The sequence below is a fragment of the Streptomyces sp. NPDC021562 genome, assembly GCF_040640875.1.
Classification (GTDB): Bacteria; Actinomycetota; Actinomycetes; order Streptomycetales; family Streptomycetaceae; genus Streptomyces.
This window is the reverse complement of the sequence record NZ_JBFACN010000013.1, coordinates 137,729-154,280: the sequence shown is the minus strand read 5'-3', so window position 1 is coordinate 154,280 and position 16,552 is coordinate 137,729. Positions and strand designations below refer to the sequence as shown.

Below are 16,552 nucleotides of genomic sequence, written 5' to 3'. Positions count from 1 at the left end.
CCGTGCGAGGCGGGCGCCCGGCGGGGAAGGGTCAGGAGTACCAGGTGGGTTCGGGCAGTTCGCCTTCGAGGACCCAGCGGCCCACCTCGCGCCGCTTGTAGGCGACCGGGTCGTGCAGGGTGTGGGTGCGGACGTTGCGCCAGAAGCGGTCCAGGCCCTCGGCGGTGGCCGTGGCACGGGCGCCGGTGACCTCGAAGATCCGGTTGCCGATCTCCAGGGCGACGTCGGTGGCGCGGGCCTTGATCGCGGCGACCCGGACCTCGAAGGCGCCCCGCGCCTCGGGGGTGACGGCGTCCGGGTCGTCGTGCAGCTGCCGGCCCTCGGCGGCGACGGCGTCGGCGAGGGCCTCGGCCGCCCAGAGCTTCGCGGTCAGGTCGCCGTACGTGTCGATGACGTACGGCTCGTCGACGGCGCGTTCGTAGCCGCCGTGCAGCCAGGCGCGGGACCTGGTACGGGTGTAGGTGGCGGCGGTCTCCAGGGCGCCGGCCGCGATACCGAGGTAGAAGTTGACGAACACCAACTGGATGGTGGGGACGTTGAGGGTGTTGTAGACCCGCGGCCGGAACTCCTTGCCGACGTATCCGGCGGCCGACGACCAGGGGGCGCGTACGCCGTCGAGGGTGACGCCGCCGCTCTCGGTGAGCCGCTGGCCGATGTTGTCCCAGTCGTCGTGGAAGGTCAGGCCCTCGCTGTCGGAGGGGACGATGGCGAAGACGTGCTTGTCGGTGCCTTCGAAGACGCCTTCGAGGACGGTGACGTCGGAGACCCTGCTGCCGGTGGAGAAGGACTTGCGGCCGGTGAAGACCAGGTCGTCGCCGTCCTCGGTGACGACCACGTCCTGGTCGCGGGGGTTGACGGCGCCGCCGAAGAACCAGCGGTTGCGGGCGGCCTCGGCCTCGACGTGCTCCCACTGCTCGCGGGTGCCGACCAGCCGGGCGGCCCAGTTCCAGAGGTAGTGGTAGCCGAGGAGCTGGCCGATGGAGCCGTCGGCCTTGGCGACCTCGCGCACGACCCGGTAGGCGGTGGTCCAGTCCTGGCCCGCGCCGCCGTGCTCGACGGGGCCCAGCAGGGTGACCAGGCCGGAGTCCTTGAGGAGCCGGACCTCGGCGTGCGGGGTGGCGCCGGCCCGGTCGCGGGCGGCGGCGTCGGTGGCGAGGACGGCGGCGACCTCGGCGGCGCGGGCGATCCACTCGTCGGCGGTGGCGGGGGTCGGGCGGGTCTCCCAGTCGACGGGCGTGACAGTGCTCATGGGGTTTCCTCTTTCGCGGCGTGGGGGGGGTCAGACGTGGGCGGGCTCGGACTGTGGGTCCGCGAGAGCGGCTTCACGTTCGCGTACGAGGGGCAGCACCCGCTTGCCGAAGTACTCGACCTCCTCGTGGTAGTGCAGGAAGCCGAGCAGGAAGAGGTCGACGCCGAGCCGCTTGTAGGCCACGATCCGTTCGGCGATCTGCTCGGGGGTGCCGATCAGTCCGGTGCGGAAGCCGTCGTTGTACTGGACGAGGTCCTCGAAGGTGGAGTCCTGCCACATGCCCTTGCCGTCGGCGGCGGACTGCCCGGCCTGCTTGACGGCCGCGCCGAACCCCGCGACGGCCTCGCGGTCGGCCTTGGCGATGATCTCGCGGAGGGTGTCGCGGGCCTCGGCCTCGGTGTCACGGGCGATGAGGAAGCCGTTGAGGCCGAACTTCGGTGCCGTGCGGCCCGCTTCGGCCGCGGCCTTGCGGACGTCGTTGATCTGCTCGGTCACCCCGTCGAAGTCCTTGCCGTTGGAGAAGTACCAGTCGGAGACCCGCCCGGCCATCGCGCGGGCGGCGGTGGAGTTGCCGCCCTGGAAGATCTCCGGATGCGGGCGCTCGGGGGTGTTGAGCGGCTTGGGCTTCAGGGAGAAGTCCCGCAGCCGGTAGAAGTCGCCGGCGAGTTCGGTGTGGTCCTCGGTCCAGATCTGGCGCAGCGCCCGGATGAACTCCTCGGCACGGCGGTAGCGTTCGTCGTGCTCCAGCCAGGGTTCGCCGAGCGCGGTGAACTCGCCCTTGAACCAGCCGGAGACGACGTTGACCGCGAAGCGGCCGTTCGAGAGGTGGTCGGCGGTGGCGCCGAACTTGGCGAGGACACCCGGATGCCAGAGGCCGGGGTGGACGGCGGCGATCACCTTCAGGCGTTCGGTGGCGAGCAGCAGCGCGAGGCTGAAGCCGGTCGACTCGTGCTGGTACTCGGCGCCGTAACTGGCCATGTAGCGGACTTGGCTGAGCGCGTACTCGAAGCCGTTGTTCTCGGCGAGGACGGCGAGTTCGCGGTTGTAGTCGTAACCCCAGTCGGTGCGTTGCTCGATGGTGCTGGTGACGAGTCCTCCGCTGACGTTGGGGACCCAGTAGGCGAATTTCAGGGGCGCGGCGGCCATGCGGAACTCCTGTTGCGGGTTTTCGGGCACGCCGGAATTCGGGCGGTGCACGGCGCGGAGAGGTGCTGGGCGCGGTGCGGTGAATTCGGGCGGGAAAAGGTGATGCGGAGAGCGCGGCGGATCTTGGTGGGTCGATCAGGCCGCGGCGCAACAGGAGGCGCTGGAGACGCGCGCGAGGTCGACGTGGCGTCGCCGCGTGAGGTCCAGTCGCATCTTCATGTCGTCGATGGTCGCAGTGGCCGCCGAGACCAGTCAAGGAAAACCCGACCGTTCTCGTATCGCGGACCATTGAATTTCACGAACGTGTGACAGGGAAACCCTTGAACCCGTCCCGGCCGGCCGCGCATTCTGCCGGTATGCGGACCGAACAGCTGGAATACATAGCGGCCGTGACCCGGCTCGGCTCGCTGCGCCGGGCGGCCGACGAACTGCGCCTTTCCCAGCCCGCGTTGAGCGAGACGGTGCGGAACCTGGAGCGGGAACTGGGCGTCGATCTGCTGGAGCGCAAGCGCACCGGGGCGACGATGAGCGCGGCGGGGCAGGAGCTGCTGCCCCGGATCGTCGATGTGCTGGAGGCGGTGGACCGGCTGCGGCTGGCGGCGGGCGAGCAGCACCGCATCAGCCGGATGGTGCGCGTGGGCACGGTCAACGCGGCGACCGTGCCGTTGCTCATCCCGGTGCTGCGGGACTTCCGCACCACGCATCCGGTGACCCAGGTCGAGGTGGTGGGCGCCCAGCAGACGGAGATCCACCGCGGCCTCGCCGAGGGCGGGTTCGACCTGGGTCTCGTGAACCACCTGGACGGTGACGACGTGCCGGCCGGTTTCGAGGTCACCGAACTGCTGCGCGGGCGACCGGTGGTGTGCGTACGGCCGGACAGTCCGCTGGCCGGCCGGCCCGAGTTGACGGCCGACGAGTTGCTCTCCGTGCCGTTGATCGCCATGCGCACCGGTTATGTGATGCACCGTTACGTGCACCGGCTGCTGGCGGGCCGCGCGCCCGCGTTCTCCTACTCGACCGACGGGGCGGAGATGGGCAAGCTGATGGTCGCGGAGGGGCTCGGCGCCACCGTGCTGCCGGACTTCAGCGTGGTCGGGGACCCGCTGGAGCGCGAGGGGACGATCGTGTGCCGGCCGCTGGCCGGGGACGCCACCCGGGTGCTGCTGACACTGCGGCGCCGGCGGGCCGACTCGGTGCCGCGGGCGGCGCGGGACCTGCACGAGACGTTCGTGCGCCGGGCGGCCGAACTGGGCGGGACGGTGGCCCCGCGGCACCGTCCCTGACGGCACGTGGACGTGCGGCGCGACACCCCCGATCGTGTGGTGCGGGGATGTTCCACCGTCTTCGCCGGTGGTGTCGGCCGCTCCCTGGAGATCGTCGCGGGCTCGCAGGACCCCTTCGCCGAGCCCGTGGCCGCGCCGGTCACGGTGACCGAGGACGCCGGGCACCGCCCCCAGCTCAGCCATCCGGTGCCAGTCGCCCGCGTACTGACGGCATGCCGCGACCGGGTCGGCGTCCGCCGGTACCCGTTCGATCCCGTCCCGGCTGGGCCGGGACACCCCGGACCTGGCCCGACAGCAGCGCTGCCCAGCGGGGTGGTCGTGCCGAGGCCGGTCACCAGGACCTCACTGGTCGCGCTCGGCATGACGGATTCCTTCCGCGCGGTGTTCCGGTCCCTGGTCGTGGGCGGCGGGTGCGGGGCTCGGCGTCCACCCGGTTCCCCAGGGGGACCCCGGGGACACCAGCGCCATGATGGCGATCAGTAATTCCCTGGTGGTGAGAACTTCTTCGGTCCTTTCCATGCCCTTCCCGGTATCTCGAACATCGACCGACTGCTGCGAGCAATCTACGCGCAGGAAAGGGCTCGGCGCGGCACCCTTTTTCACGACATCCGGGCGGCTCCCACCGACCACACGAAGGACTACTAGCACTATTAACAGTGAGTCAGCAGTCCTATTTTCCGCAGATAGTCAGGCATGAACCTCCTCAATACGCCCGTTGCAGCGAGCGAAACCCGCAGCGCCCTTCATTGGCCGGTAGAGGTGCAGGAACTGGAGCCGTTGCGGAACGAGCGACTCACGGCTCCCAGCCGATCATGTGCTCGGCGGACGCCCGGACATTGTGGAACACCAGTTCGCCGCCAAGGCACGCGCGTACCCTGCCTGCCGCTGACGTGACTGCTGGTGAACAACCCGGTCTTCACCACGGTGGAGGTCAGTTCATCTGCCGACGGACCTGTTTCACCTCGTGGTCGATGGCCCAGGCGTCGGCGACCGGGCCCAAGTGGCCCAGCTTGTCAGGGTTGATGACCGAGCGGATGGTCTGGATCTGCCCGTCGAGCACGTCGAGGGCCAGGATGTGGAGGACCTTGCCGTCCCGGTCGCGGAAGACCGCGCCCGGCTGGCCGTTGACTTCGTGCGGCTCGAACGTCACGTCGATCCGGGCCATCAGCGGGTAGACGGCGGCGAGCAGTCGGGCCACGTTCTCGGCACCCACGACGGCCCTGGCCAGCTGCGGGGCCTTGCCACCGCCGTCCCCGACCATGTGCACGTCGGCGGCCAGCAGATTCTGTAGCCCGCCCACGTCGCCGCCCTTCAGCGCGTCGAAGAACCGCGCCGCGAGCTCCTGCCGCTCCTTACGGTCCGCCTCAAAGCGTGGCCGCCCGGCCTGCATGTGCCGCCGCGCCCGAACCAACAGCTGCCGGCACGCCGCCTCCGACCGCCCCACCGCCGCGGCGATCTCGTCGAAGCCGAAGGCGAACACCTCCCGCAGCACGAACACCGACCGCTCCAGCGGGCTGAGCCGCTCCAACAGCAACAGCGCAGCCATCGAGACCGAGTCGGCCAGCTCCGCCGAGCGTTCCGGGTCCTGGTACGGGTCGCTGAGCAGCGGCTCCGGGAGCCACGGTCCGACGTACTCCTCCCGCCGCACCCGTGCGGAGCGCAGCACGTCGATCGAAATCCGTGTCACCGTGGCCGACAGAAACGCCTTGGGCGACGCGACCCGGGTCGTCGAGGCATCGAAGCGGAGCCACGTCTCCTGCACCGCGTCCTCAGCCTCGCCCACACTGCCCAGAATCCGATAGGCGATCGAGAACAGCAGCGGCCGCAGCTCCTCGAACTCCTCGACCTTGCTCACGCCCACTCCCCCTTGAAATCCTCTTCGACCCGGCCGTACTGGCCGACTCGGGCGTCTTCAGATGATCATCCGGTCAAGCGGCGGACCGGGGCAACGTCCCGTTTCCGGGTCCGGGGCCCGTCCCGGGCCCCGGAACGTACCGCCGCTCAGTGGAACTGCCCGACCACGTAGTCGCCGGCCGGCTGCTGGGTGATGATATTGAGCCGGTTCACCGTGTTCATGAAGGACACCAGCATCACCAGGGCGGTGAGCTGCTCCTCGTCGTAGTGCTTGGCGGCCCGGGCCCACACCTCGTCGCTGACCCCGTCGGCCGCGTCCGCGACCCGGGTCCCCTGCTCCGCCAGCTCCAGCGCAGCACGCTCGGCCTCGGTGAACACCGTGGCCTCCCGCCACGCCGCGACCAGGTGCAGCCGCAGCGAGGTCTCGCCGGCAGCGGCGGCCTCCTTGGTGTGCATGTCGATGCAGACGGCGCAGCCGTTGATCTGGCTCACGCGCAGCGCCACCAGCTCCTGCGTCACGGCCGGCAGCGGCGAGTCCTTGAGCGCCTTGCCCGCCGACATGAAGTGCTTCAGGGCCTTGCCGGCGGTCGGGCTGGCGAAGTAGTTCAGTCGCGCGTCCATGGTGTGCTCCTCTGTGGTCGCCAGTGGGTACACCCCCTGGGACGAGGTAGCCCGACACCCTGTGACATGGACGAATGTGACCCGCGTCACCGGGGTTCATGCCGAGGCAGGCCGCTTCATGGAAGCGCGAGGCTAGGGTCGCGGCCGTCTGATCCAGCCCAGCGACCGTTCGACGGCGCGCTGCCAGTTCTCGTACTCCGCGTCCCGGTGGCCGGGGTCCATCGCGGGCAGCCAGCGGGCGGCCGGGTGCCAGTTGCGGCGCAGCACCTCCAGGTCCGGCCAGTAGCCGGCGGCGAGCCCGGCGGCGTAGGCGGCTCCCAGGGAGACCGTCTCGGAGACCATGGGCCGTACCACGGGCACGTCGAGGACGTCGGCGACGAACTGCATGAGCAGGTTGTCCGCCGTCATGCCACCGTCCACCTTCAGCTCCTTCAGCCGCACCGAGGAGTCGGCGTTCATGGCGTCGACGACCTCCCGCGTCTGCCAGCCGGTGGCCTCCAGGACCGCCCGGGCCAGGTGCCCGCTGGTGATGTAGGAGGTGAGGCCGACGATCACCCCGCGCGCGTCACTGCGCCAGCGCGGTGCGAACAGGCCAGAGAAGGCGGGGACGATGTAGCAGCCGCCGTTGTCCTCGACGGTCCTCGCGAGCGTCTCGATCTCCGGGGCGCTGTTGATGAGTCCCAGCCGGTCACGGAACCACTGGACCAGGGAACCGGTGACGGCGATCGACCCTTCCAGTGCGTACACGGGCGGCCGGTCCCCGATCCGGTAGGCGACCGTGGTGAGCAGTCCGTGCCGGGACCGTACGACGTCGGTGCCGGTGTTGAGCAGCAGGAAGCTCCCCGTTCCGTAGGTGCACTTGGCTTCGCCCGGGGAGAAGCAGGTCTGGCCGAACAGGGCCGCCTGCTGGTCGCCGAGCGCGGCCGCGATGGGCACGCCGTCGATCGGCGGGCCGGCCTCGCCGTAGATCTCCGCGGAGGGCCTGATCTCGGGGAGCATCGCGCGGGGGACGCCGAAGAACGCCAGGAGTTCCTCGTCCCAGGTCAGCGAGTGGATGTTCATCAGCATGGTGCGGCTGGCGTTGGTGGCGTCGGTGATGTGCAGGCCGCCGTCGGCGCCGCCGGTCAGGTTCCAGATCAGCCAGCTCTCGATCGTGCCGAACAGCACCTCGCCGTCCTCGGCACGCTGTTCCAGGCCCTTGACGTTGTCGAACAGCCAGCGCAGCCGCAGCGCCGAGAAGTAGGTGGAGGGCGGCAGCCCGCACCGGTCGAGGAAGAACTCCTCTCCGGGGTGGCGGGCCAGGTCCTCGACCAGGGGCGCGGTGCGGGTGTCCTGCCAGACGATCGCGCGCCCCACCGGGGTGCCCGTGCGCCGGTCCCAGACCACCGTCGTCTCCCGCTGGTTGGCCAGGCCGACGGCGGCGATCTGTCCGGTGTCGACGGCCGCCCCTGCCCCGGACAGGGCCTCGGACATCACACGGCGCAGGTTGTGCCAGATCTCGGCGGCGTCGTGCTCGACCCAGCCGGGCTTCGGGAAGTGCTGCTGGTGCTCCCTCTGCGCGACGGACACCAGCCGCCCGCCCCGGTCGAAGAGGATGCATCGGGTGGAGTTGGTGCCCTGATCGATGGACATCACATACCGTTCCACCATGATCGGGACCTCCTTCCGATGGTCGCGGGGGGAGCGCCGGGGGCGCCGGGGCAGGGGCCGAGGTGTTCACCAGCGGGCGGCGCCCAGGTCCCGGGAGACCGCGCGGGCGGCCTCGCGGATCAGCGTGATCAGGTGGGGCCGGGGCCGGGCCTGACTGTCACAGATCCTCTCGACGGGCCCGGAGAGCCCGATGGCGCCGACGACGAGACCGCCGTGGCCGCGGATCGGCACGGCCAGCCCGGCCTCGCCCATGCTCATCTCCTGTGTCTCGGCGGCCCAGCCCACCTCCCTGACCTCGGCGAGGGCCCGGGTGAGCTGTTCCTGGGTGACCAGGGTGTGCCGGGTGTACGGCTCCAGGCCCGATTCCACGGCCGCGTCGAGGGGCGCCGCCCCGTAGGCCAAAAGGACCTTGCCGAGCGAGGAGGCGTGCAGGGGGAGCAGCGCGCCCACGTCCAGGGTCTGGAGTGTGTCGTCCGGCCGGAACACGTGGTGGACGACGAGGACCCTGCCCTCCAGGGGGGTGCCCAGGCGTACCGCCTCCCCGCTGCGGGCGGCCAGGGCATCGGCCCAGTTGATGGAACGCGACCGCAGTTCGTTGACGTCGAGATAACTCGTGCCGAGGTGCAGCAAGGCAGCTCCGAGCTGGTACTTTCCGGTCGCCGCGTCCTGCTCGACGAAATCCACGTGCTGGAGTGTGCGCAGGATGCCGTGGGCGGTTCCCTTGGCAAGCCCCAGGGAGGCCGCCACCTCGCCGAGCCCCAGCCGGCGAGGCCCGGCGGCGAGCAGGCGCAGAATCGCGGCCGCCCGTTCGATCGACTGGACCGGACCGGCCATGAAGCGAGCTTATTACCGCCACGGCAGGTCTGCCGTGCGGGCGACGGCCGGGGCACCGCGGCACCGTTCGGTAATGCCGACCGACGTTCATTGACCGACGCGAGCCGGCTCCTTAGCGTGCTACGAGGTTCGGCACATGCGCCGAGGCGTGTGAGGCGGGACCCGATGACCTCACCTCTGGAGACACAAGATGGCGGTACAGCTCAATACCCTGGTGCGGGAGGCAAGCGAACACGTTTTCCCGACGCCTCCCGTTCCCGGTGCCGTCTCCGACGTGCGCCGACGGGCCGGTGCGGTCCTGACCGCCTGGAAGGTGTCCCCGGACGTCATCGAGGACGCGCTGCTGGTGGTGTCGGAACTGCTCACCAACGCACTCGTCCACGCACTGCCCCCGGCGGTGCTGCGGCTTTCCTGGAACCGCGACGCCGGACTGGGGACCCTGCACATCGAAGTGACCGACGCGGGCCCGTGCCGGGCGGAGGGACAGCCGCCCGCGGGGATCGACCCGGACGAGCACGGGCGGGGCGAGGAGATAGTCCACGCGCTGGCCACCCGGTACGGCATGCGCACGTGCCGGCGTGGAGTGACCCGGTGGGCCGAACTGGTCGCGGTGTGAGGACCCAGGCCGGTCCGCGGCGCGTCCGCCCGGTCTCGGCCGCCTGAACCGTCTCCTGGTTCGGGCGGCCGGGACCGGGCGGACGCGTACCGCCTGTCAGCAGCCGAGGCGCGAGGGCGAGGTGCGGCCCGTCCGCTCGATCGGCCGGACATCTCCGCCCGGCGCATCCGTCCGCTCGACCGGCCGGACACCTTCGCCCGGCGCCTCCACCGGCCCGACGCTGCGGGAGCGGTCCGCGGCCCGCATACGGAGCAGGAGCAGCGCCGCGTCGTCGTGCAGTCGGCCGCCCACGTGCGCCAGCAGTTCGTCGTGGACCGCGGTCAGGACGTGTTCCGGTTCGTCGGACACATGGCGTGCCACCCCTTCGGCCAGCGGGTAGAACCTGCGCGCACGGTCGCGGGCCTCGGTGACCCCGTCGGTGTAGAGCAGCAGCTGGTCCCCCTCGGAGAAGGGCAGGATCTCCAGGCAGGGGGGCTCGCCGACGAGGGCGCGCAGTCCCAGGGGCGGCGCCGGCCGGGTGGACTCGGCCGCGACGACCTCCCCCGAGGCGGATATGAGCAGGGGTGGCGCGTGTCCGCAGTTCACCATCTCCAGCCGCCCCTCCCCCGGGTGTCCGACGACCACCGCGGTGACGAAGTCGTCGGGGCCCAGGTTGCGCGCCAGGCTCCGCTCGATCCTGCCGACGACGGCCAGGAGTTCCGGCTCGTCGTAGGCGGCCTCGCGAAAGACCCCCAGGACCAGGGCGGCGGTGCCCACCGCGGGCAGTCCCTTGCCGCGCACGTCGCCCACGATGAGCCTGACCCCGTGCGGGGTGGACACCAGGGCGTAGAGGTCACCGCCGATCCGGGCCTCCGCCGCCGCGGCGCTGTAGCGGACCGCCACCCGGAACGGGCCCACGTTCTGCGGCACGGGCTGCAGCACCGCGTGCTGCGCGGCCTCCGCGACCGAGCGGACGGCGTCGAGCACCCGCTCCCGACGGCCCCGCAACGCGCTGGCCAGGGCGCTCGCCAGAGTGACGGCCAGCAGGGCCGACAGGACGACGGCCAGCTCACGCGCCGGCACCCCGTCCTGGGCGCCGAGCGTCCCGCCCAGCGCCGCGGCGAGGAAACCGACACACAGCACGCCCCGGAAGCCGTTGGTGCTGGCCGCCAGCGCCGGACCGGCCGCGAGCAGCGGCAGCCAGAACAACCCCGAACCGCCGAGGACGTCCACCCACACGACCCCGCAGACGATCAGTACGGGCAGCACCGGGATTCCGGCGGCCAGCTGCGGGCCGGAGCCGCGGGAGGCCGCCGTCCCCGGACGCGCCCCCCGCTTCCTGAACGGCCACGACGGCCCGTGGTGGTCGCCCTGCTCTCGCGCCTGCCTCATGTTCCGTCCGCAATCCTCACTGCACGGGGTGCACTACCGACTTGTCCGTTTCATCCAGGAAAAAGGTTCGGTCGGCACGTCACAAGGAGCGGATTTTCAGATAGTGAACGAGAGGCTCCTCGTCACCCGGTCGGCCACCGGCAGCAGCCTGGCCCGCAGCTCGGGGAGCCGGGCGAGCCGTTCCGTCGGGAGGGAGACGCCGAGCGAGCCGAGAACGTCACCGCGGTAGATCGGCACGGCGACGCACACCGTGCCGAGCGCGTACTCCTCCAGGTCCGTGACCGCCGGGGCGAGGGGAGAGGTGTCGAGCTTGCGGAGCAGTTCCGGGAGGCTGGTGATGGTGCGGGGGGTCAGGTCGGCGAGATGGTGCCGGGAGAGGTAGTCGCGGCGCGCGTCGTCGTCCAGTTCCCGCAGGACCGCCTTGCCCAGCGCGGTGGCGTGCCCGGCGTCCTCGAACCCCACCCAGAGGTCGGTCCGGGGCGCGCGGGGGCTGTCCACGATCTCGGCGACGCTGATCTCGCCCTCCTCGTAGAAGGTGAGGTAGGTGGCGGTGGCCAGCTCGTCGCGGAGGGCGGCAAGGGTCGGGCGTACGCGGCTGAGCAGCGTCTGCCCGTGGCTCGCGGTGTGCAGCGTCAGCAGCTTGTCGCCGAGGATGAACCCTCCGTCGTCCAGCTTGCGGAGGTATCCGTCGTGGACCAGGGTCCGCAGCAGGTGGTAGGTGGTCGCCAGGGGCAGCCCCGTCTCACGCGCCAGTTGCTTCGCGGGCGCGCCGTTCTCGTGCGCGCTCACCGCCTCCAGCAGACGGAAGGCGCGCTGCACGGACATGATGAGCGTGGGGCTTTCGTGGACGCTCATGCCACCAGCGTGCGCCTGGCACCCGCCGGTAGCAAGGGGCGACCCGGCGGACCGCCGGCCCCCGTCCCCGCGTGAGCCGGCCCGCCCCGTCAGCCGGAGGTCGCGGCGTCGAACCAGGTGGGCGCCTCCGACAGGGCCTGCTTGATCCGGAAGGTCCCGAACTGGTTCAGCTCGGGCAGGGCGTCCACGTCGAACCAGGCCACCTCCAACGACTCGTCGTCGTTGACCCGGGCCTCGCCGCCGACGGCCCGGCAGCGGAAGGTGATGTCCATGTACTGGCAGACGTCGCCGTTGGGGTAGGTGACCGGGTCCAGCGCCTGGACGAGGACCACCCGCTCGGCGACGCAGCGCACCGCGGTCTCCTCGAAGACCTCCCGCACGGCGCAGACCGCCGGCTGCTCCCCCGGTTCCGGAATGCCGCCGATGACCGACCACTTACCGGTGTCGGTGCGGCGGCCCAGCAGCACTCTGCCGTCGTCGTCGAAGACGATGGCGGTGATCCCGGGCAGCCAGAGCAGCTGGTGGCCCGCGGAGGCCCGGACGGCGCGGATGAACTCAGGGGTAGCCATGAGCCGACCCTAGCCGCCCGGTGATCGCTGCCCGGCAGGGACCACGGGGCGTACAGCGGGTGTACGACTACGCGTCACCGGCGCGCCGACGGCGCAGGCCGGACCCGATCGCCCAGCCGACACCGCCCGCGGCCGCCAGCACCAGAGCGATCTCGGGCAGGATGCCGAGTTCCGTCGCGGGCGTCCGGGAGGTGCGCAGCGGCACCTTCTGGACCAGGTAGGCGGGCACGAACATGCCGGTCTTCTGGGTGATCGTCCCGTCCGGCATGATGATCGCGCTGACCCCGCTGGTCACCGGCACGGTGACCGTCCGGCTGTGTTCGACCGCGCGGATGCGGGACATGGCGAGCTGCTGGTAGGTCATCTCGCTGCGGTCGAAGGTGGCGTTGTTGCTGGGCACGGAGATCATCTGTGCACCGCGCGTGACCGTGTCCCGTACGTCCCAGTCGAAGGCGGCCTCGTAACAGGTGGCGAGGCCCACCTTGGTGCCGTCGATGTCGAAGACGCCGGGCTTGGTGCCGCGGCTGAAGTCCTGGCGGACCATGCCGGTCCAGTTCTTGTTGATGGCGCCGACCAGACCGCGCAGCGGGAGGTACTCGCCGAAGGGCTGGATCTGCCGCTTGTCGTAGGTCGACGTCGGTCCCTTGACCGGGTCCCACAGGATCTGCTCGTTGAGCAGCTTGCCGTCGCGTTCGACGACGCCGCCGACCGAGATGGGCACGCCCACCGCCTTCGAGGCCTCGTCGATCACGGCCGCCGCGCCGGCGTCGGCGTACGGGTCGACGTCGGAGGAGTTCTCCGGCCACAGCACGAAGGCCGGCTTGGCGACCTTGCCCGCCTTGATGTCGGCGGCGAGCCTGAGGGTCTCCTTCACGTGGTGGTCGAGCACGGCCTGCCGCTGGGAGGCGAAGTCGAGGCCGGCCCGCGGCACGTTGCCCTGGATGAGCGCGACGGTCACCGAGCCGTGCTCCGCCTTGTCGCTCACCAGGGTCCGCGCCGCGACCGCGCCCACCACGGGGACCGCCACGCTCAGCAGGGCCGCCGCCGCGGCCCCGCGCCGGAGCTCACGCGTGCGCCGGCCCTCGACGGCGAGCCGCCCCGCCTCGTACAGACCGAACCCGCACAGGACGACCGCGAAGCCCAGCACCGGGGTGCCGCCCACCGCGGCGAGCGGCAGGAAGACGCCGTCCGCCTGACCGAAGGCGATCTTGCCCCAGGGGAAGCCGCGGAAGGGCACGCGTGCGCGTACGGCCTCGCCGGCGATCCAGAGGGCGGCCGCCCACACCGGCCACGCCGGCAGCCTGGAGACCGCGGCGACGCCCACCCCGACCAGGGCGACGAAGATCGCCTCGACGGCCACCAGCGCCAGCCACGGGCCGGGGCCGACCTCGACGCCGGTCCACACCAGCAGGGGCAGCAGGAAGCCGAGGCCGAAGAGATAGCCGAGTCCGAGGGCCGCCTTCCAGGCGCGGCCGCGCAGGACCCAGCCGAAGCCGGCGAAGGCGGGCAGGGCGAGCCACCACAGGGTGCGGGGCGGGAAGCTGACGTACAGCAGCACTCCGCTCAGGGCGGAGACTGCGGCCGGAACCAGTCGGCGGAGCAGCGCGAGGCCGCGCGCACCGGGCGTGGGGCGCGGCGTGAGCTGGTCCGATCGGTCCACGGAAGTTGCGGTGACGGTCACTCGGGGAGTGTACGGCCGGGACCGTACGGCCGACAGCGCGGTCCCGGGATGCAGGAATCGCACGGTTCCCGCACACGTCGTCCACAAGACGGGCATCGGCGGTTACGGTGTGCGAGGCGGGCGGCGGGGGCCGCCCCACAGGTCGGGGACCGCGTGGTTCGGGGGGCGAACGATGGGGTTGACCAGGATCGCGTCCGCTGTCGGGGCGGACGCGGACAGCGACAGACGAAACGTTTCGGACGCGATGGGCGTCCTGGTGCTCGGGGCCTGCGCCGGGTGGCCGCTGATCTCGGCGGCCGGGCGCGACGGACGGCCCGAGGGCGTGCTGCTCGCGGTGCTCGCCGTCGCCGCGGGCTACGCGGCGGGCCGGATGTCCGGGGCGCTGCTGCCGGTGGCCGCGCCCTGTGCCGGTGCGCTGGCCGGACTGGGGCTCGCCTGCGCGATGTCCCAGGCGGCGCCGGGTCCCCAGGTCACGGCTCCGCTCGGCCAGGCCGGTGCGATCGCCGCGCTGCTGGCCCTGGCGACGGGCGGCGCGTGCTGCGCGGCCTGGGCGACGCCGGTGCCCGCGCTGCGACGCGGCCTGCTGCTGCTGGCCGCCGGGATCGCGGTGTCCGGGGCGGTCCTGGGTTCGGCGGCCGGGTGCGTCGCCAGTACGGCCGTACTGCTCTGCTCCCTCGCCGCCGGCCGGATGCGGCACCGGGGCGCGGGCGTCGCGGGGCTGGCGCTGGCGGCCGCGGTCGTGACCGGCACGGTCCTGGCGGTCGCGGCGAACGTCCTGCCGGCCGGACTCGTCTCCGCGCTGGAAGGCCCGGAAGGCCCCCTCACCGCGCACCGGGTCCGGCTGTGGCGGGACGCCCTGCGTCTCGCGCGCCGGCACGCCGCCCTGGGTGTGGGTCCGGATCGCTTCGGTGAGGTGGGCGGCGCCGCGTCCGACGCCCTGGCGCCCGACGGCAGGCCGCATTCCGCACTGCTCCAGCAGGCCGCCGAGCAGGGCCTGGTCGGCGGCCTGCTGCTGGCCGCCGCGTTCTGCTGGCTGCTCCACGCCCTGTGGCGTTCGTCCCGCGCCACTCCCGTGGCCCTCACCGCGGGCGCGGCGCTGACGGCGCTGGCCGTGTTCGCCGCGGTGGGTGACGCGCTGAGTTCCACGACGGTGCCGGCGGGCGCGGGTCTGCTGGCGGGCCTGGCGACGGCGCGCCCGTGGGCGACGGCCGTCCCCGGCGGCTGAGTGACGTACGCGTCGGTGCGGTTGCGGACCCAGCGGCCCGGTGCCGTGCCCTGGGGGGGCGGGCGCGCCTACGACGGCGCGCCGGGCGGGAGCGGACCGCGCAGCCGTGCGTGCCCGCTTCAGCGAGCGGTACCCGGGGTGATGGTCCGCAGGCGTTCCCTGATCACGTGCACCGCGGACTCGGCGTTGTCCACGGTGATCGTGAAGGTGTGGCCGTCCCACAGGCGCAGGACGATGCCCTCGCCACGGCGCACGACGACGGCCGTGCCCTTCTCGGGGCGCCAGCGGTAGCCCCAGCCGCCCCAGTGGCGGGGGGTGATCTGCGGGGTGAAGTCGGCGCCGGCCACATGGGAGAGCGGGATGCGCCGGCGCGGTACCCCTATGTGGCCGCAGCGGACTTCGAGGCACTCCCGGTCGAGTTTCAGGTCGACGTGCACGAAGGCGAGGGTGCCGAAGAGGACCAGCAGTCCGGCGGCGATGCAGCCGACGACGGACATCACCAGCGGGGCGCCCGAGGTCCACGCGGAGTCCACGGCCAGTTCGATGCCGAGCGCCATGCAGGCGGCGCCGGCCAGCGCCAGCAGCCACTGGACGCGGTTCGTGGCACGGCCGGTCCAGATGTCGGGTCGCGGGCCGTCCTCGTCCCCGAGGTGGCCGTGGGGGTGGTCCCTCATGTCTACGAGACTACTCAGGTTTCGCTGCGCGGGCACCGCGTCGCTGAGGGTGACTGCTCACTTCGGCGGGGTCCGCGGCCCGCGCGGGGTCACCGGGACACGGCGGGGCCGGTCGGCGCGGCCGCCGCCAGCAGGCGGCCCTCGGCGTAGCTCAGCGCGGCCTCGGGCAGTTCCCCCTCACGGCCGTTGAGCAGCACCGTGACCGTGCCGGTGGCCGGTGCGCCGGGGGCCGGCCGGGCGCCGATCCGGCGCAGCGCCTGGGCGGCCACGGCGCCGGCCGAGCCGTGCAGGACGAGCGGCGCGGCGCCCGGGCGCTGCACGGCCGAGCGGATGCGGTCCGCGACGAGTTCGTAGTGGGTGCAGCCCAGGACGACGGTCGTCACGTCGTCGGGGGTGAGCTCGGCCGCGGCGCGCACGGCGGCGTCGACGGCCGACTGGTCGGCATGCTCCACGGCCTCCGCCAGGCCCCAGCAGGGCACCTCGGTGACCGGCACGCCGTCGGCGAAGTCCGCGATGAGACCGCGCTGGTAGGCGCTGCCCGTGGTCGCGGGGGTGGCCCAGATCGCGACCGGGCCGCCGCCCGCCGCGGCCGGCTTGATCGCCGGGACGGTGCCCACGACGGGGATGCCGGGCTCCAGGCGGGCGCGCAGCGCGGTCAGGGAGTTCACGGTCGCCGTGTTGCAGCCGATGATCAGTACTTCCGGGCCGCGGGCCGCCGCGGCCTCGGCGACGGCCAGCGCGCGTGCGGTGACGTCCTCGGGGGTGCGTGGCCCCCAGGGCATGCCCTCGGGGTCGAAGGAGAGTACGAGATCGGCGTCGGGGCGCAGCCGCCGTACCGCTGCGGTGGCCGCCAGCAGGCCGATTCCGGAGTCCATGAGCGCGATCTTCACCCGGTCACGATAGACGATGGGCCGTCGCGGACCG

Annotated in this window: 16 protein-coding genes; 3 read left to right on the top strand and 13 right to left on the bottom strand. The window is 72.2% G+C overall.

Going from position 1 to position 16,552, the window contains the following annotated elements; all coding sequences use genetic code 11:
- Positions 1-31: 31 nt before the first annotated feature.
- From AB0G52_RS21750 to AB0G52_RS21740, 3 genes are all read right to left on the bottom strand, one after another.
- Positions 32-1,249: an acyl-CoA dehydrogenase family protein gene (locus AB0G52_RS21750; protein WP_361337973.1), complete on the bottom strand. Its 1,218-nt coding sequence runs from the start codon at positions 1,247-1,249 to the stop codon at positions 32-34.
- 30 nt (positions 1,250-1,279) lie between these two features.
- Positions 1,280-2,395 carry a dimethylsulfone monooxygenase SfnG gene (gene sfnG, locus AB0G52_RS21745; protein ID WP_132887507.1) on the bottom strand — a complete coding sequence of 372 codons (1,116 nt, stop codon included), beginning with the start codon at positions 2,393-2,395 and terminating at the stop codon, positions 1,280-1,282.
- A 135-nt stretch (positions 2,396-2,530) separates the two neighbouring features.
- The gene (locus AB0G52_RS21740; RefSeq protein WP_350786652.1) at positions 2,531-2,608 is read right to left on the bottom strand and encodes a putative leader peptide; all 78 of its coding nucleotides are present in this window, start codon (positions 2,606-2,608) and stop codon (positions 2,531-2,533) included.
- Positions 2,609-2,751: 143 nt separating this feature from the next.
- Between AB0G52_RS21740 and AB0G52_RS21735 the strand changes: the two genes are divergently transcribed.
- Positions 2,752-3,678, top strand: a complete 927-nt coding sequence (locus AB0G52_RS21735; protein WP_361337971.1) for a LysR family transcriptional regulator — start codon at positions 2,752-2,754, stop codon at positions 3,676-3,678.
- A gap of 931 nt (positions 3,679-4,609) precedes the next feature.
- On the opposite strand, the gene AB0G52_RS21730 is transcribed toward AB0G52_RS21735, so the two are convergent.
- From AB0G52_RS21730 to AB0G52_RS21715, 4 genes are all read right to left on the bottom strand, one after another.
- Positions 4,610-5,533: an RNA polymerase sigma-70 factor gene (locus AB0G52_RS21730; protein WP_132887505.1), complete on the bottom strand. Its 924-nt coding sequence runs from the start codon at positions 5,531-5,533 to the stop codon at positions 4,610-4,612.
- A gap of 146 nt (positions 5,534-5,679) precedes the next feature.
- Positions 5,680-6,153, bottom strand: coding sequence for a carboxymuconolactone decarboxylase family protein (locus AB0G52_RS21725; protein ID WP_132887504.1), 474 nt, complete (start codon positions 6,151-6,153; stop codon positions 5,680-5,682).
- A 132-nt stretch (positions 6,154-6,285) separates the two neighbouring features.
- Positions 6,286-7,803 carry a glycerol kinase GlpK gene (gene glpK / locus AB0G52_RS21720; protein WP_132887502.1) on the bottom strand — a complete coding sequence of 506 codons (1,518 nt, stop codon included), beginning with the start codon at positions 7,801-7,803 and terminating at the stop codon, positions 6,286-6,288.
- Between the two features lie 66 nt (positions 7,804-7,869).
- A complete protein-coding gene (locus tag AB0G52_RS21715; RefSeq protein ID WP_361337969.1) occupies positions 7,870-8,637 on the bottom strand; it encodes an IclR family transcriptional regulator in 768 nt (255 codons plus the stop codon).
- 190 nt (positions 8,638-8,827) lie between these two features.
- On the opposite strand from AB0G52_RS21715, the gene AB0G52_RS21710 reads away from it, so the two are divergent.
- Entirely contained in the window at positions 8,828-9,253 is a 426-nt protein-coding gene (locus AB0G52_RS21710; protein ID WP_132887500.1) for an ATP-binding protein, read from the top strand.
- A gap of 96 nt (positions 9,254-9,349) precedes the next feature.
- Here AB0G52_RS21710 and AB0G52_RS21705 read toward each other — a convergent pair whose 3' ends face one another.
- From AB0G52_RS21705 to lnt, 4 genes are all read right to left on the bottom strand, one after another.
- Positions 9,350-10,624 carry a PP2C family protein-serine/threonine phosphatase gene (locus AB0G52_RS21705; RefSeq protein WP_361337968.1) on the bottom strand — a complete coding sequence of 425 codons (1,275 nt, stop codon included), beginning with the start codon at positions 10,622-10,624 and terminating at the stop codon, positions 9,350-9,352.
- A gap of 96 nt (positions 10,625-10,720) precedes the next feature.
- On the bottom strand, positions 10,721-11,479 hold the full coding sequence (locus tag AB0G52_RS21700) for an IclR family transcriptional regulator (RefSeq protein WP_132887498.1): 759 nt from the start codon (positions 11,477-11,479) through the stop codon (positions 10,721-10,723).
- A gap of 89 nt (positions 11,480-11,568) precedes the next feature.
- On the bottom strand, positions 11,569-12,048 hold the full coding sequence (locus AB0G52_RS21695; RefSeq protein ID WP_132887497.1) for an NUDIX domain-containing protein: 480 nt from the start codon (positions 12,046-12,048) through the stop codon (positions 11,569-11,571).
- A gap of 67 nt (positions 12,049-12,115) precedes the next feature.
- Positions 12,116-13,729 carry an apolipoprotein N-acyltransferase gene (gene lnt, locus AB0G52_RS21690; RefSeq protein ID WP_361337967.1) on the bottom strand — a complete coding sequence of 538 codons (1,614 nt, stop codon included), beginning with the start codon at positions 13,727-13,729 and terminating at the stop codon, positions 12,116-12,118.
- Between the two features lie 172 nt (positions 13,730-13,901).
- On the opposite strand from lnt, the gene AB0G52_RS21685 reads away from it, so the two are divergent.
- Positions 13,902-14,954, top strand: coding sequence for an O-antigen ligase family protein (locus AB0G52_RS21685; protein WP_361337965.1), 1,053 nt, complete (start codon positions 13,902-13,904; stop codon positions 14,952-14,954).
- A gap of 119 nt (positions 14,955-15,073) precedes the next feature.
- Here the strand turns inward: AB0G52_RS21685 and AB0G52_RS21680 are convergent, their stop codons facing one another.
- The gene (locus AB0G52_RS21680; protein WP_132887494.1) at positions 15,074-15,628 is read right to left on the bottom strand and encodes a hypothetical protein; all 555 of its coding nucleotides are present in this window, start codon (positions 15,626-15,628) and stop codon (positions 15,074-15,076) included.
- Between the two features lie 89 nt (positions 15,629-15,717).
- Positions 15,718-16,518: an aspartate/glutamate racemase family protein gene (locus AB0G52_RS21675; protein ID WP_132887493.1), complete on the bottom strand. Its 801-nt coding sequence runs from the start codon at positions 16,516-16,518 to the stop codon at positions 15,718-15,720.
- Positions 16,519-16,552 lie beyond the last annotated feature (34 nt).

Excerpts from the sequence above, each read along its gene's own strand:
- AB0G52_RS21695 (WP_132887497.1), bottom strand. The coding sequence starts at position 12,048 with ATGGCTACCCCTGAGTTCATCCGCGCCGTCCGGGCCTCCGCGGGCCAC.
- AB0G52_RS21750 (WP_361337973.1), bottom strand. The coding sequence starts at position 1,249 with ATGAGCACTGTCACGCCCGTCGACTGGGAGACCCGCCCGACCCCCGCC.
- AB0G52_RS21710 (WP_132887500.1), top strand. The coding sequence starts at position 8,828 with ATGGCGGTACAGCTCAATACCCTGGTGCGGGAGGCAAGCGAACACGTT.
- AB0G52_RS21715 (WP_361337969.1), bottom strand. The coding sequence starts at position 8,637 with ATGGCCGGTCCGGTCCAGTCGATCGAACGGGCGGCCGCGATTCTGCGC.
- AB0G52_RS21705 (WP_361337968.1), bottom strand. The coding sequence starts at position 10,624 with ATGAGGCAGGCGCGAGAGCAGGGCGACCACCACGGGCCGTCGTGGCCG.
- AB0G52_RS21725 (WP_132887504.1), bottom strand. The coding sequence starts at position 6,153 with ATGGACGCGCGACTGAACTACTTCGCCAGCCCGACCGCCGGCAAGGCC.
- AB0G52_RS21735 (WP_361337971.1), top strand. The coding sequence starts at position 2,752 with ATGCGGACCGAACAGCTGGAATACATAGCGGCCGTGACCCGGCTCGGC.
- AB0G52_RS21700 (WP_132887498.1), bottom strand. The coding sequence starts at position 11,479 with ATGAGCGTCCACGAAAGCCCCACGCTCATCATGTCCGTGCAGCGCGCC.
- sfnG (WP_132887507.1), bottom strand. The coding sequence starts at position 2,395 with ATGGCCGCCGCGCCCCTGAAATTCGCCTACTGGGTCCCCAACGTCAGC.
- AB0G52_RS21685 (WP_361337965.1), top strand. The coding sequence starts at position 13,902 with ATGGGGTTGACCAGGATCGCGTCCGCTGTCGGGGCGGACGCGGACAGC.
- glpK (WP_132887502.1), bottom strand. The coding sequence starts at position 7,803 with ATGGTGGAACGGTATGTGATGTCCATCGATCAGGGCACCAACTCCACC.
- AB0G52_RS21740 (WP_350786652.1), bottom strand. The coding sequence starts at position 2,608 with ATGCGACTGGACCTCACGCGGCGACGCCACGTCGACCTCGCGCGCGTC.
- AB0G52_RS21680 (WP_132887494.1), bottom strand. The coding sequence starts at position 15,628 with ATGAGGGACCACCCCCACGGCCACCTCGGGGACGAGGACGGCCCGCGA.